This is a genomic window from Allokutzneria sp. NRRL B-24872 (genome assembly GCF_002155965.1).
Classification (GTDB): Bacteria; Actinomycetota; Actinomycetes; order Mycobacteriales; family Pseudonocardiaceae; genus Allokutzneria.
The window spans coordinates 18,378-32,938 of record NZ_MUMH01000010.1 but is presented as its reverse complement, the minus strand read 5'-3'; the positions used below and the strand labels follow the sequence as shown (position 1 = coordinate 32,938).

Sequence of the window (14,561 nt, the reverse complement as noted above, 5' to 3'; positions counted from 1 at the left end):
TCAAGCTTGACCGGCCGCGCCCGCCCTCCACAGGCGGGCATATGCCCCATCCGCGCGAAGCAGCTCCGCGTGCGTGCCCACCTCGGCCACGCGTCCGTGATCGAGCACCACGACGCGGTCCGCCCGCGCGGCCGTCGCCAACCGGTGCGCGACCACGAATGTCGTTCGACGGGGCAGCGACAGATCTCCCGTGTTCTTGCTCAGATCTTCGGTCGCGGCCAAAACTGTGGCCTCGGTCGCCGGGTCGAGCGCGGCGGTCGCCTCGTCCAGCAGCACCACGTCGGGGTCGACCAGCTCGGCCCGGGCCAGCGCCACGAGCTGGCGCTGCCCGGCGGAGAGCCCCTGACCGCGCTCGCCGACCTCCTGGTGGAAGCCGTGCCGAAGCCGCGCGACCATCGGCAGCGCCCCGACCCGCCGCACGGCCGCCTCGACCTCGGCGGGCCCCGCGTCCGGACGGCCGTAGCCGATGTTGTCCGCCACGCTGCCGGTGAACAGGTGCGCTTCCTGCGGCACCACGCCGAGCCTGCTCCGGTAGCCCGCCAGGTCGTACTCGCGCACGTCGACGCCGTCCGCCAGAACGGTGCCCTCGGTGGCGTCGTAGAACCGCGCGATCAACTTGACCAGCGTCGACTTGCCCGCACCCGTTGTCCCGACCAGCGCGATGGTCTCCCCGGGGCTGACGCGCAGTGAGATCCCGGACAGCGCGGGTGTCGACGTGCCCGCGTAGCTGAAGCTGACGTCGCGCAGCTCGACCTCACCGCGCAGCCGCGACGGCACCTCGCGCGGGTGCGCGGCGGTCGGGACGGAGGTCGGGGTGCGCAGCAGCTCGCCGATGCGCTGCAGACCGATCTTGGCCTGCTGGTAGCCGTCGAAGACGCTCGACAGCTGCTGGATCGGCGAGAAGAACAACGTCAGGTACAGCAGGAAGGCCAGCAGCACACCCGGGGTGAGCCCGTCGGTGGCGACCCGGTGCGCGCCCACCGCGAGCACCGCCGCGTGCGCCAGGTCGGACAGCATCGTGACGAACGGGAAGTAGGTCGCGATGTAGCGCTGAGCCCGCATCCGGGAGCGCCGGTAGGCGTCGCTGCGTTCGGCGAACGCCTCGGCCGAGCGCTCTTCGCGGGTGTACGCCTGGGAGACGCGCAGGCCGGAGACGTTCTCCTGGAGGTCGGCGTTGACCGCGCTGACCCGTTCCCTGGCCTCGGCGTACGCGGAGGAGGAGAGCTTGCGGAAGATCAGGGTGGCGACCACGAGCACGGGCAGCACGGCGAGCGCGACGAGGGCCAGCCCCGGATCGGTGAGGATCAGCGCCACCGAGATGCCCACGACGGTGAGCACGCTGACCACGGCCGTGGCGAGCCCGGTCTGCAAGAACGTCGACAGCGCGTCGACGTCGGTGGTCATCCTGGTCATGATCCGCCCGGCCAGCTCGCGCTCGTAGTAGTCGAGCCCGAGTCGTTGCAGGTGGGCGAAGCTGCGCACCCGCAACAGGTAGAGCACCGTCTCGCCGGTGCGCGCGGTGACCACGGTCTGGGCGGCGAGCACGAGGGCGGCCAGAGCGACCAGAGCCACTCCGATCACCGTCGCGGTCCACAACGGTCCGCCCGCGTTTGCGGTGACGCCGTTGTCGATGCCGTAGCGGAACAGCGTCGGCAGTGCGATCGAGGACAGCGCGTCGATCGCCACCCCGAGGGTCGCGAGCACCAACGGCCACCGCACCACGCGCAGCACCCGGCGGAGCCGGAAGCCGGGGTCGGCGGCGCGCGCGTCGGTGTCGCCCAGCCTGGGGGAGTCGGTGGCCGGTCGCAGCGCCTCGACCTGCGCGAGCAGCTCCGGGGTCGGTGGCATCGCGCCGATCTCGCCGGCGTCGGTGCCACCACCCGCGCCGTGGATGTCCTCTGCGACCGATCTGGTCGTTGCGTTTTTTGCCGCTTCGACCGGCCACAACGCGGCGGTCACGCCATCCGCGCCGGGGGAGTCGGCGGCGATCGGCTCGGTGACGTCCTCGATCGCGTCGCCGGGACCGGCGAGCAGGGAGCGGAACAGCGTGCACCGCTCGTGCAGCTCCGCGCGCGTGCCGACGTCGACCAGCCGTCCTTGGTCGAGCACCGCGATCCGGTCGGCGAGCGCGAGCGTCGAGCGGCGGTGCGCGATCAGCACGGTGGTCCTGGACTCGGTGACCGCGCGCAGCGTCGCGTGGATCGCCGCCTCGGTCGTCGCGTCCACGGCCGACGTCGCGTCGTCGAGCAGCAGCACTCGCGGATCGGACAGCAGCGCCCGCGCCAGGGCGACGCGCTGCCGCTGGCCACCCGAAAGTGTGAGTCCGCGCTCGCCGACCACGGAGTCGTAGCCGTCGGGCAGCGCGGCGATGAAGTCGTGCGCCTCCGCTGCCTTCGCGGCGGAGCGCACCTCGTCGTCGGTGGCGTCCGGCCTGCCGTAGGCGATGTTCGCGCGCACCGTGTCGGAGAAGAGGAACGCCTCCTCGAAGACCACGCCGATGGCGCCGCGCAGCGAAGCCGTCCGCAGCTGCCGCACATCGGTGCCGCCGAGCCGGATCGAACCGTCCTGGACGTCGTAGAACCTGGGCAGCAGAAGGGAAACCGTGGACTTCCCGGAGCCCGCGGTGCCGACGAGCGCCAGCGTCTCGCCGGGTTCGACGCGCAGCGACACCCCGTCCAGCACCGGTTCGCTGCGCGTGTAGCCGAACCGCACGTCCGCCAGCTCCACCGCGAGCGGCCCGTCCGGCACGTCGACGGCGTCGGGGTCCTCACGGACCTCCGGCTGCGAGTCGATCAGCTCGTAGACCCGCTCCACACCCGCGCGCGTGAGCTGCGCGGTGACCAGGAAGGTGGCCAGCAGTCGGGCGGGACCGACGAGCCCGGCGATGTAGGTGGCGAAGGCCAGGAACGTGCCCAGACTGATCTGGCCGTTCATCGCGAGCACCCCGCCGAGCCCGAGGACGGCGACCTGGCCGAGCACGGGCAGCGCCGCCATCAGCGCGGTCGGCGGCGCGGTCAGCCGGGCCGCGCGCATCCGCTCCGCGAACAGCCGTTTGGCCGCCGCCTCCAGGCTCGCGATCTCGCGCGCCTCCTGCCCGAAGCCCTTGACCACCCGGACGCCGGTGACGGTCTCCTCGACGTGCTGCGCGATGTCCGCCGCGCGCTGCTGAGCCGACCACGTCGCGGGGAACAGCACCGTGCGCGTGCGCATCCCGACGATCACCACGGCGGGCAGCACCACGAGCGCGACCGCGGTCAGCAACGGCGAGAGCCAGAGCATCGCGCCCAGCGCCACCACCGAGAACACCAGCTGCCCGGTCACCAGCGGCAGCATCATCAGCACCGACTGCACCAGCTGGAGATCGGTGATCGCCCGCGACACGATCTGCCCGGTGCGCATCGCGTCCTGACTGCCGCCGTCCAGCCGCTGCACCGACGCGAAGACCTCGCGCCGCATGTCGTGCTGCACGTTCAGGGCGAGCTTGCCGCCCTGGTAGCGGCGGACGAACGCGCTGGCGAACGCGAGCACGGCCAGCCCGACGAGCAGGCCGACCAGCCAGCCGAGGTTGTCGGTGTGGCCCGCGACCGCGTCGTCAACGGCCGTTCTGGTCAGCAGCGGGACGGCCGCCTGGAGGCCGACGCCGAGCGCGGACGCGCCGAACGCGGCGAGCACGATGCGGCGGTGCCGCCAGCTCGCCGCGCTGACACGGCGAATCCAACCGGGGTTCTCGGACACGTCGCCAGGCTAGTTCCGACCCCTGACAGCGGCCGGGGACAGCGTGAAGAGGGCTTGGTCACGTGATGTCGCGCTGCTTGCCCGCCAGCGAACCGGCCAGCACCATCACGAGCGCGTAGCCCAGGAAGATCAGCGCGCTCGCCCACCAGATCGGCGCGGCCTCGGTGATCCCCTGCCGCAGCGGCGCCACCAGCGGAGAGCTGGCCAGCCGCTCCGGCAGATCACCGAAGAACAGGTTCAGCGCGAGGTCCATGGTCATGTCGCTGCCCGCGCTGTAGGGCAGGAACGGCGGGACCTCCTCGGCCCCGTTGCTCCGCAGGATTCCGGCGAGCACGCCCTCGACCACCTGCGTGTAGAGCAGCAGGCCGAGCACCGCGCCCAACTGGTTGCCGACGAGCGCGCCGAGCCCGACCCCGAACATCGACCACAGCACCGACGAGACCACCCCGACGGCGCAGACGGCCAGCCACGACACCGCGCTCGGGAAGCCCTCGCCGCCGGAGCCGAGGATCGCCCCGAGCGAGCCGAACAGGGCCGAGGCGACGCCGTAGATCGCACCGAGGCCCGCGTACGCGACGAGCTTCGCGACGAGCACGGAATCCCGCGAACCCGCGGTGAGGTAGGTGGTGGTGATGGTGCGGTGCCGGTACTCGCCGGTCACCCCGAGCACACCGACCAGCGCGGAGAACAGGGTGCCGAAGGTCATCCCGCTGGCGAACAGCGGCAACGCCAACGGGACCTGCTCGTCGATGTCGCGGACCTGCGCGCCCAGCGAGCCGATCCACGCCCCGCCCGCCGCGAAGCCCAGCGTGATCAGCGCGCCGGGGATGAGCAGACCCCACCACAGGTTGGTGGAGAAGATCTTGCGGAACTCCGCCTTCACCAGGCCGTTCACGCCGCACCGCCCCCGAATCCGCCCGCATGGCCCTGGCCCGGCTCACCGGTGGTGAGCTGGAGGAACATCCGCTCCAGATCGGCCTGCTCCTCCTGCATGCCGTAGATCGCCACGCCAGCGGCCAACGCGATGTCCGCGACCTGCTTGGTGTGCGAGCCGGTCACGCCCAGCCTGCCGTCCTCCAGCGTCTCCACGTCGGTCAGCCCGGCCTCGGCCAGCGCCGCGACCAGCGCGTGCGCGTCAGCTGGCTGCACCAGCACGCGGCTGCGCTGGGACCGGCGCAGGTCCTCCAGCGGCCCCTGGTAGCGGGTCCGGCCACCACTGATGATCACGACCTGGTCCACGGTCTGCTCGACCTCGGCCAGCAGGTGGCTGGAGACCAGCACCGTGCGCCCGCCGCGCGCGAAGGTGCGCATGAACGTCCGCAGCCACGCGATGCCCTCGGGGTCCAGCCCGTTCGAGGGCTCGTCGAGCACGAGCACCTGCGGATCGCCGAGCAGCGCCGTGCCCAGCGCCAGCCGCTGCCGCATGCCCAGCGAGAACTCCCCGGCCCGCCGGTTCGCCGCCGTCGCCAGGCCCACCAGCGTCAGCACCTGCTCCACCCGCTCGTCCGGCAACCCGGCCGCCGCGGCGTAGCAACGCAGGTGCGCGCGGGCCGATCGGGTCGGGTGGAAGCTCTGCGCCTCCAGCACCGCGCCGACCACCGTCGCCGGATTGCCCAGCCGCTCGAACGGCAGGCCGTTGATCGTCGTGCTGCCCGAGGTCGGCCGGACCAGACCCAGCAGCATGCGCAGCGTGGTGGTCTTGCCAGCCCCGTTCGGCCCCAGGAACCCGGTCACCGAACCCGGCTCGACGGTGAAGCTGAGGTCTTGCACCGCGGTGACGGGCCCGAACCGCTTGGTCAGGTCCTGCACCACGATCCGGCCAGTGCCGTCGTGCACGCGTCCCTCCACGTGAAGCTCCTCGCGACCCGGCCTCGTGAACCGGGAGACCCGGCCATCCTGCCCCATCACGCCCCGCACTTCGCGTTGTGGCAACGAAACGCGAGATGGAGCGCTCCCACATCGCAGCGCGTTGCCAGAACGCGAAGGGACGGCGGGGCTAGTCGTTGAGGGCGTGCTTGGGCTTGGCGTCCAAGATCGAGGCGGGTGGATCTGCGGGGATCACCGGGATCTCGGTGGTGGTCTCCGCAGGAGTCTCGGCGGGCACCGCCGGGATCGGGCCGGTGATCTCGACCGCCGCCACGGTCTCCACCGCGCGGAAGTCCTCCTCCGCGCGCACGGAATCCGCCGGGCGCATGTCCCTCACCACACCGATCAACTCGACCTCTCCCACTCCGCTGGTCTCCCTGGGGTCCTGCTCACTGATCACATCGACATCGCTGATCCCGCCCACCGCGCGCAACCGCCGCGTGAACGGATTGCGGACCGAAGCCCGCCGCTCCCGGTGCGTCGTCCCATCACCGATCAGATGCCGGTGCGCCATCAACCACACCTGGCACGGCCAGCGGCGCCTGCGCAGACCAGAAGGACACGCGCGGCACCGGCCGTCCTGATCCCGCTGGTGCACGGTCAACAACAACCGCCACCCCTCCGCCAACCGCTGGAGCTCGGCACGCGCAAGCGGCAGCAACGCGGAAGCGTCCCCGCTCTCAGCGGCCTGGTCCAACATCGCCAGCCGCATCAGCACCGCCTGGCGCATCGGGTCTTCCATCGGCGTCATCCTCTCGGGTCCCCGGACTCGGCCGCAGCGTCACTGGCGGTCCCGAGCATCCGGTGCAATCGATGCGTCTGCTGCGCTGAAAGAACCGCGGTCCCGCCAGGAGGAGCGACCACCAGCACCAGGTCCTCCTCGACGAGCACGGTCACCGAACGGTCCCTGCCAAAAGGGTCCCCGCAATCCACCCACCAGCGCTGGTCGTTCACGGCGGGCCCGGATCATCGCGCGGCGCCGACCGAACCACCACGTACGAACACCCCGGCTCGGTCACTGGCAAGACATCGGCGGCGAGCGGCCACGCGTACAGGCCAGCCCCGGCAAAATCACCCTGTTGCCCCAATCGGCCCCCGCCGCCCGGGTGCCCCTGATCAAAAGTGTCCTAGGTGTTGCGACCACCCACGTGGACACCGCGTAAACTCCCCAGCGGCGGCCTGCTCCCGGTAACCCCCAGGCTGGTCGAGCAGGCCGCCTCCTCAGCACCCGTGTGCTCGGCGCTGCGCGCCTTTGCCGGGTCGTCGTCCTTTGTGTGTGGGGTCGAACCCCCCAAGCCCCCCACGGTTCGGTGTCCTCTGACCCAGCCGGGTTGCGGCGGGTTGCTCGCTGGTGCTCGCTCCCTCGTTGGGTGCGTTGGGTGCGTTATGTCGGGTTTTGAATATCTTTGTTGCTGAGAGTCTTGGGGTGTGGGTTGATGGGGGGAGGTGAAGTGGTTCAGGGAGGGTGTTGTGCGGGTTTTGGTTACGTCGTCGCCGGGGTTGGGGCATCTGTTCCCGATGATTCCGCTGGCTTGGGCGTTGCGGGCGGCGGGGCACGAGGTGTTGGTGGCCACCACGGCCGATGGGGTGGAGCAGTCGGCGCGGGCGGGGCTGGCGGTGGTGGACGCGGCGCCGGGATTGGACGTGTACAAGTTCTTCCAGGAGTCCTCGAAGGACAGCAGCGTGGACTGGGGGCAGTTGCGCGAGCTGTTCAAGTCGGACCCGGCCAGGGCGGCGGATGTCGTTGCTGAGCGGTTCGCGGCGCTCGGTGATCAGCTCACCGAGGGCATGCTCGATGCGGCGCAGGGGTGGCGACCGGATCTGGTGGTCTTCGAGCAGATGGACTCGGCGGGGCCGTTCGTCGCCGCCAAGCTCGGCATCCCCGCCGTGCAGCACAACTTCGGCGGCGCGCGCGGCACCCACGAGGTGGCGCTCTACGCCAAGCACACCGAGGCCTACGACCGGCACGGCGTCACCCGGCCGACCGAACCTGCGGCGATCATCGACATTGCGACGGAGAGCCTCGGCACGCCGCAGATCGGCTGGCCCATGCGCTACGTCGCCTACAACGCGGGCGGGAAGCTGCCGGACTGGCTGCTCGCCAAGCGGGAGCGCCCGCGCGTGTGCGTCACCCTCGGCACGGTCGTCACCAGGCTCAACGGCGTCGGCGCGCTCGCGCAGATCGTCGACGCGGCAAAGGAAATGGACGCGGAGTTCGTCTTCGCGCTCGGCGGGAGCGATGTCTCCGAGCTCGGCGAGCTGCCGGACAACGTGCGCCTGGCGGAGTGGATTCCGCTCAACGCGCTGCTGGAGAACTGCGACGCGGTGGTGCACCACGGCGGCTCGGGCAGCACGTTCACCGCGCTGACCCGCGGCGTGCCGCAGCTGCTGCTCCCGCACGGCGCCGACCAGTTCGACAACGCGGCGATGGTGCGCGCGGCGGGCATCGGCATGTGGATCGAGGAGTCCGCCGTCGACGCTTCGCACCTCGCGAAGCTGTTGGAGGACAAGGACATCCGCGCGGCGTGCGAGCGCGTCCGCGAGGAGAACGCGGCACGTCCGCTGCCCGTGGACGTCGTGCGCCAGCTGGCCGCCCTCGTGGGCTGAGAGCGAACGGACCCCGTTGCACCGCAACGGGGTCCGTTGGTTCGAACGGGCGAGGTCAGGCGCGCATCACGGTGGAGATGGGGATGCGCGCGGCTCGCATGGCGGGGATGAGGCCGCCGAGCAGGCCCGCGGCCAAGCCGGCGATCACTCCGGCGACGCCCGCGTCCCACGGGAAGGACATGTCCGCGATCGCGGGCAGCTTGCTGCTGAACATCACCGTCGCCACTTGGAAACCGAGCACTCCGGCACCGATCGCGGCCAGTGCGGTGAGCAGACCTGTCAGCAGTGTCTCGGCCAGCACGATGAACGTCAGCAACATCCGCGAGGTGCCGACAGCGCGGCGCAGCGCGAACTCCTCGACCCGTTCACCGACGGTGGCCAGGCCGACGTTGAGGATGCCGGCGACACCGATCAGCAGCACCAGGCACGCCATGCCAAGGAAGATCATCTTCATGATGCTGAGCATGGATGCCATGCGGCCCTTGGAGTTGACGGTGCTGGAGCGCATCCCGTCCACGTCGGCACCCGCGGCGGCCAGTCGTGCCCGCAGCGTCTGCTTCAGGCTCTCCGCGCCCGGGCCGGGGGTGAAGTAGGCCATGGTGAAACCGCCGCTGCCGCTGTTGCCGTACATGGCGGCCATCGGGGAGGCGGCGGGACCGCTCGCGGGTTTCTTGGTCTCGACTGGCATCCAGTTCTGCAGTTCGTCGGCCCGCATGTAGGCGGTGGCCGAGTAGTCGCCCTGCCCGTCGTCGACCACGCCGACGACCCTCGGCGTCGCGTTCTTCGCCGCGCCCTCGATGTGCAGCTCGGCCGGGATCTGGTGCTTCTTCAGCGCCTCGGCCGCACCGGTGTTGAGCACGATCTGCGGGGACATCGACGGCGCGGAGCCGAAGTCCAGCCACTCCCCGGAGACCAGCCGGAACGGCCGGAACTGGCGGAGGTCGCCGAGCATCGAGCTCACCCGCACCTCGACCGCGGAGCCCTTCGGCGGCTGCTTCTCGTCGACCGGCTTGCTGGTGCACATGCCGCTGGCGTCGCAGACCGTCGTGTAGCGGCCGCTGCCACCGCCGTAGCTGCCGTAGCGCCCGGTCAGCGAGTTGCCGCCGGGGTTGAGCGGGGTGACGTTCGGCTCGCCGAGCGTGGCCTTGGCCGAGCCGTAGGCCGACACCCCCGGCTGGCCTTGAAGGGTCTCCCTGACCACCGAGGCGGTCTTCTCGTGCGAGGGCAGGGAGAGGTTCTCGGTGCCGTCGATCCCTTGCTGGAGCTCGATGTCGGCGAGCATCGCCTTCTCGGCGACCTGCCCGCCCGCCTGCACCGCGATCACCGCGAGCACGCCGAGGAACAGGCTCATCATGGACAGCACGGTGCGCAGTTTGCGAGCGCGGATGCCCTGGCCGCCGATGATCAGGGAGGACCGGAACTTCCCGGACATCCGGATCACGTGAACACCCTCTCGTTCGCCGGTGAGAGCCTGCCGTCGGTCAGGCGCAGCACGCGCGCCATCCGGTCGGCGTGCTGCCGGTCGTGGGTCACCAGGATCAGCCCGCAGCCGGTGCGGGTGGCGCTGAGCAGCACGTCGATCACCAGCTCGGCGGTCTCGGTGTCCAGCGCGCCGGTCGGCTCGTCGGCCAGAAGGATCTTGGGTTCGCGCACGAGTGCGCGCGCGATGGCGACCCGCTGCTGCTCACCGCCGGAGAGCCGGGTCGGCCGGTGCTTGGCGAGGTGGGCGATGCCGACCTTCTCCAGCGCCGCCATGACCTTCGCCTTGCGCTTGCGCGCCGGCAGCCAGCCCTGGCCGTTGACCAGCGCCATCGCCACGTTCTGCGCCGCGGTGAGGTGCTTGAGCAGGAAGAAGCGCTGGAAGACGAAACCGAACTCGGCGCTGCGCAGCACGGCCGCCCTGCGCTCGGGCAACGTGGTGATGTCGTTGCCGTTCAACAGGTACTGCCCGCCGTCGGCGCGGTCGAACAGCCCGAGCAGGCTCAGCAGGGTCGACTTGCCGGAGCCGGAACGGCCGAGGATCGCCACGCTGTCGCCCGCGTGCACGGTCAGGTCGACCCCGGCCAGGATCTGCCGCGGCTCCTCCTGGCCCTTGAGCGTCTTGGTGATCCCGGTCAGCTGGATCAGCGGGTTCATCGGGACCCCGGGGAGGAGCCGGAACCGCTCGCCTTGCCGCCCGGCAGGTTCGGGCCGGGAACGGCGACCGTCTCGTCACCGGTGAGACCGGACTTGATCTCCACCACCTTGCCGTCGGTGAGCCCCAGCTCCACGTCGACGGTCCTGCGGGCGCCGCCGGCGGCCACCACGTCGACCTTGCCGCGGCCGGAGGTGCCCGCGACGGCCTCGACCGGCAGCACCAGCGCGTTGGTGGAGCGGTCGGTGACGACCTCGATGGTCGCCGCGCTGCCGTTGATCATCTTCACGTCGCTGGGCGCGGTGCAGACCAGGCGCAGGCCCGTCGGCTCCGACGGCGTCGAACCGCCAGCGCCGGGCTTGGTGCCCTGGCCGGGGCCGGGCTTGGTGCCGGTCGGCGGGGTCTTGGGGTCCTCACCCGGCTTGGGCTCCGGCTCCGGGATGCTGCCCGCGGGCATCGCCGCGATGGTGCCGAGCACCGAGCACGGGAACGGGCCGGGGCCGTTGGTGATCTGGGCCTCGACCGAGCTGAGCGCGCCGGAGAGCTTGTACGCCTGGTCGCCCTCGATCTCGGCGACGATGCCGTAGCCCGCGTAGCGCGCGGAGACCACCGGCATGCCCGAGGTGACCGAGGCGCGGTCCTCGACGAGCCTGCCTGCGAAGGTGGCCTTGGCCGGGACGCTGATGCTGCTCGCGACGCGCTTGCCCGAGTAGATCTCGGCGACCTTGGTCGACTTGGTCGGGGTGCCCTTGGGCGGCTCGAACTCCAGGTAGCGGATCTCGCCGTTGACCGGTGTGGTCAGGCCGAACACCGGGTTCATCGCGACCTTGCCGGTCAGGCTCACCTTGTTGGTGAGGCTCTGCCTCGTCACCTTCGCGGTCGTCACGGTCGTCCCGCGCGGTGCCAGCTCAGGGTTGGACTCCGGTTTCTCCGCACCGCCGCACGCCGTCGTCGCCACGGCCGTGACCACGGCCAATCCGCTCAACCGGAGAATTGTTCTTTTCCGCACCAAGATCCCCAACTCGATTGTGACCGGTTTGCACCGGTATCCCCACAGACGCCGCTCGGCCGGGCGGGGTTGCGTTGGTTCGGACCACGTCGAAGATCTCGAACCGAACCGTCCGGAAAGCATCGGGCGCGCAATTCCGGACCCGCCCCGCCGGTGACGTCCGCGCGACGCCGAAGTGAACTAGCAGGGGTCGCCGTCAGGGCCGCGAGCAGGGGCGGTAGACATTGGCGTGACGAGGCACTGATCGAGGAGGACCCAGCATGGGCGGCGTGATCATCAGCGAGCCGGAGGAAGGCTCCCCAATCGAGGACCTGCCCTGGGTCGTCGTGTTCCAGTCCCTCGACGACGCGTGGGACTCCTTCACCTGCGGGCCGTACGAGCGTGACCACGCCATCGCGCTGGCCGAGGCCGTCGCGGTCGAGGAGGACGACGTGCTCGCCGCCGTCGAGCCGCTGCTGCCCGCGCTGGAGCCGGCCGACATCCTCGCCGACATCGCCGAGCTGCGCGAGGTGCACGAGGACGAGGACGAGGACGACGAGGAAGAGGAAGAGGAGCTCGAAGAGTCCGAAGAGTCCGAAGAGGACGCTGAGGACGACGAGGAAGAGTCCGAAGAGGACGGTGAAGAGCTGGAGATCACCGACATCGAGGTCCCCGACGCGGACGAGGTCCGCGAGGGCATGGCCCGTGTGGTGAACCGGCTGCTCGCCGACGCCTGAGTTCGAACGCGCGAACGCCCGGCCGGAGAAACCCGGCCGGGCGTTCGCGTCTGTCAGGGGATCAGGAACCGGCCTGCTGGTACAGCTCCTTGGCCTTGGAGTCGAACAGGGTGCCGTAGGTGACCGTCTGCCGGTCGGAGCGGCTGTTGACCGCCCACACCTTGTCCGAGGAGTTCAGCCACGCGCCGCCGCTCTGGCCGCCGATGCCGTTGCAGGCGATCTTCGCGTCGAAGGTCTGCACCGTCGCGGAGATCCCGCTGCACGTGTACATCTCCTGGCCGGTGTACGGGGACTCCGCCGGGTAGCCGTACATGTCGGTCTGCTGGCTCTTCTTGTCGTCGAAGACCACGCCCTTGGCGCCGACGGTGTCGGTCAGCGACTTGCCGCCCTGCGACTCCACCGAGAAGCCCGCGTAGTCGAGCGCGAAGTCCTTGCCGGAGCTGGAGATCCAGCCCTGCGGGATGAAGGTCTTCTTGGCCGGCCAGGTGCCGTAGGGCTTCTCGTTGTTGAGGAAGCCGGGCAGGAACGTGATGTTCTCCGCCGCGACGCCGTTGTAGTGCACGCAGTGCGCGGCGGTCCACACGAGGTTCTTGTTCGCGGCCTCGACCGAGGTGGCCGAGCAGCTGGAGTTGCGCCCGCCGGTGGTGAACAGCAGGCGGCCCATGCTGCGCAGCTTCTCGGAGCTGTAGGGGCCGGGCACCTTCTGGATCAGGTCACGCGCACCGGCCTGCGGCGCGGCGGGGGCGCCGTCCGGGGTGGGCATCGGCATCGGGTTGGCCACCGCTTCGGCGATGCGCTCCGGGGTCCAGTAGGCGTCGACCTCGGCGGTGGGCGCCTGGGACCGCTCCACGACGTCGGGGCTCGGCGCGGCCTGGCCGGCCGGGGCGAGCGCGAGAACCGCGGCGGAGGCGCCGAGTGCGACGAACAACCTGTTCAGCTTCATAAGACCACCTTTGTGCTCATGTGCAGGGTCATGAGGAATCCCACGGTAGGAAGTCGACGTCGCCGAAAACCACCGGCCACTCGACGGGAGTCGCTCAAACAATTCACTGATGACAGACGTCCGTATTTCTTATGTTTTAAACTGAATACGCGCGGGAAAGGGCTCCCGCGCCGCCGCCCGGCCGACCCGGGTCCCCCGATCGGACCAGTGCGTTCGTCGGCCCGTCGACCTACTTACAGCTTCGGCGGGTGAAACGAGCTGGTCAGCGACTCCTCGTCGAGCGGGCCCCGCGGGCTTGTGTCCGCTTTGTATCGGGCGTGTGTCGCGCCCGAGGATGGTTCTGGCACATGAGGATCAGAATCCGGGCCGCCGCCCTGCTGGCGACCGCGGTCGTTTTCACCGGTTTCGGCAGCGCCGCCGCGGCGCCGGGCTGGACCACCACGCCGACGCCGAAGCTCTCGCCCGGCTACTCGCTCTCCGGCGCCTCGATGGCCTCCGCGAACTCGGGTTTCGCGGTCGGCTACCACCTCGTCAACATGTGGGCGGGCACCGTCGCGCTGCGCTGGGACGGCAAGAGCTGGCAGCGCACGCCCACGCCGAAGGGCCTCTCGCTGAGCGCCGTCGCCGCGACGGGGGAGAAGAGCGCGCTCGCCGTCGGCGTGAAGTCGGAGAAGGCGAGCCTCGCCGCGCGCTGGGACGGCGCGAAGTGGGTGGAGCTGCCCTCGCCGACCCCGTCCGGGCTGCCCGCCGACGCCTACCCCGAGCTGAGCTCGATCTCCGCGCTCTCGGAGAACGACGCGTGGGCGGCCGGGTGCGCGCAGACCGGCGACTTCTCCGCCGGGGTGCCACTGCTCAACCGCTGGAACGGCAAGGCGTGGAGCGCGGTCTCGGTGCCCAAGCCCGCCAACGCGAACTTCGCCTGCCTGCGCTCCGTCACCGCCCGCAGCGCCACCGAGGCGTGGGCGGTCGGCTACGCGGGCACCAGCGCCGGGGTGCGCCCGCTCGCGCTGCGCTGGGACGGCAAGGCGTGGACCGAGGTGGCCGCCGCGCCGACCGGCGCGCCCGAGGCCAAGTTCACCAGCGTCGTGGTCAGCGGCAAGGACGTGTGGGCGATCGGCTTCGCCGACCCCGAGGGCGGCAACCCGCTCGCGCTCGCCCCGCACGTGCAGCGCTGGGACGGCGCGAAGTTCGCGGTCGTGCCCGTTCCGGCGAAGCAGGGCCTGCTCTACGGCGCGACGGCGGACGGCAAGGGCGGGGTCCACGCGGTCGGCTACACCTCCAGCGCCGGGCCGATCGCGTTGCGCTGGAACGGCTCCGCGTGGGTGGAGGAGAAGGCTGGGCTGCCTGCGCACGCGTCGCTCATGGCGGTGGCGGCGGTGCCGGGTTCCGGCAAGGTGTGGGCCTTCGGCGACGACGCCGAGGACCCGCAGCAGGGGCTGGCGGCCCATCTCGGCGGCTGACAGGGGCCGCCGAGCGGGCATTCGCGGCTGGCTTCTCTCAGGCGATCCACAGGAAATACGGATGAGCAGCTCAGCTGTGAATGTTCTTCTG

Annotated in this window: 12 protein-coding genes; 3 read left to right on the top strand and 9 right to left on the bottom strand. The window is 70.8% G+C overall.

All coding sequences use genetic code 11. The features are described from left to right. The 5 genes from CCN37_RS02465 to CCN37_RS02445 form a co-directional block, all read right to left on the bottom strand. Complete coding sequence (locus tag CCN37_RS02465) at window positions 1-3,735, bottom strand: ABC transporter ATP-binding protein (protein WP_086818968.1); 3,735 nt, start codon at window positions 3,733-3,735, stop codon at window positions 1-3. A 58-nt stretch (window positions 3,736-3,793) separates the two neighbouring features. Then, complete coding sequence (locus tag CCN37_RS02460; RefSeq protein ID WP_086818967.1) at window positions 3,794-4,630, bottom strand: ABC transporter permease subunit; 837 nt, start codon at window positions 4,628-4,630, stop codon at window positions 3,794-3,796. Beyond that, window positions 4,627-5,571, bottom strand: coding sequence for an ABC transporter ATP-binding protein (locus tag CCN37_RS02455; RefSeq protein WP_086818996.1), 945 nt, complete (start codon window positions 5,569-5,571; stop codon window positions 4,627-4,629). The genes CCN37_RS02460 and CCN37_RS02455 overlap by 4 nt, the downstream gene beginning before the upstream one ends. A gap of 160 nt (window positions 5,572-5,731) precedes the next feature. Further along, a complete protein-coding gene (locus tag CCN37_RS40675; RefSeq protein ID WP_210407842.1) occupies window positions 5,732-6,343 on the bottom strand; it encodes a hypothetical protein in 612 nt (203 codons plus the stop codon). Window positions 6,344-6,348: 5 nt separating this feature from the next. Next, the gene (locus CCN37_RS02445; RefSeq protein WP_246842770.1) at window positions 6,349-6,498 is read right to left on the bottom strand and encodes a hypothetical protein; all 150 of its coding nucleotides are present in this window, start codon (window positions 6,496-6,498) and stop codon (window positions 6,349-6,351) included. Window positions 6,499-7,119: 621 nt separating this feature from the next. Here CCN37_RS02445 and CCN37_RS02435 point away from each other — a divergent pair. After that, window positions 7,120-8,208: a nucleotide disphospho-sugar-binding domain-containing protein gene (locus CCN37_RS02435; protein ID WP_210407841.1), complete on the top strand. Its 1,089-nt coding sequence runs from the start codon at window positions 7,120-7,122 to the stop codon at window positions 8,206-8,208. A gap of 55 nt (window positions 8,209-8,263) precedes the next feature. Here CCN37_RS02435 and CCN37_RS02430 read toward each other — a convergent pair whose 3' ends face one another. The 3 genes from CCN37_RS02430 to CCN37_RS02420 are packed head-to-tail and all read right to left on the bottom strand — an operon-like array spanning window position 8,264 to window position 11,327. Then, window positions 8,264-9,640: an FtsX-like permease family protein gene (locus CCN37_RS02430; protein ID WP_246842775.1), complete on the bottom strand. Its 1,377-nt coding sequence runs from the start codon at window positions 9,638-9,640 to the stop codon at window positions 8,264-8,266. A 5-nt stretch (window positions 9,641-9,645) separates the two neighbouring features. Further along, complete coding sequence (locus CCN37_RS02425) at window positions 9,646-10,344, bottom strand: ABC transporter ATP-binding protein (RefSeq protein ID WP_086818962.1); 699 nt, start codon at window positions 10,342-10,344, stop codon at window positions 9,646-9,648. Continuing rightward, window positions 10,341-11,327: an efflux RND transporter periplasmic adaptor subunit gene (locus CCN37_RS02420; RefSeq protein WP_210407840.1), complete on the bottom strand. Its 987-nt coding sequence runs from the start codon at window positions 11,325-11,327 to the stop codon at window positions 10,341-10,343. Before CCN37_RS02420 ends, CCN37_RS02425 begins: the two co-directional genes overlap by 4 nt. Before the next feature lie 284 nt (window positions 11,328-11,611). Here CCN37_RS02420 and CCN37_RS39600 point away from each other — a divergent pair, with 284 nt between their 5' ends. Next, the gene (locus CCN37_RS39600; protein WP_168200489.1) at window positions 11,612-12,067 is read left to right on the top strand and encodes a hypothetical protein; all 456 of its coding nucleotides are present in this window, start codon (window positions 11,612-11,614) and stop codon (window positions 12,065-12,067) included. 61 nt (window positions 12,068-12,128) lie between these two features. On the opposite strand, the gene CCN37_RS02410 is transcribed toward CCN37_RS39600, so the two are convergent. Continuing rightward, window positions 12,129-13,010 (bottom strand): serine protease, encoded by an 882-nt coding sequence (locus tag CCN37_RS02410; protein ID WP_086818961.1) that lies wholly within the window; start codon window positions 13,008-13,010, stop codon window positions 12,129-12,131. Window positions 13,011-13,357: 347 nt separating this feature from the next. Between CCN37_RS02410 and CCN37_RS39595 the strand changes: the two genes are divergently transcribed. Beyond that, complete coding sequence (locus CCN37_RS39595; protein WP_086818960.1) at window positions 13,358-14,470, top strand: hypothetical protein; 1,113 nt, start codon at window positions 13,358-13,360, stop codon at window positions 14,468-14,470. Window positions 14,471-14,561 lie beyond the last annotated feature (91 nt).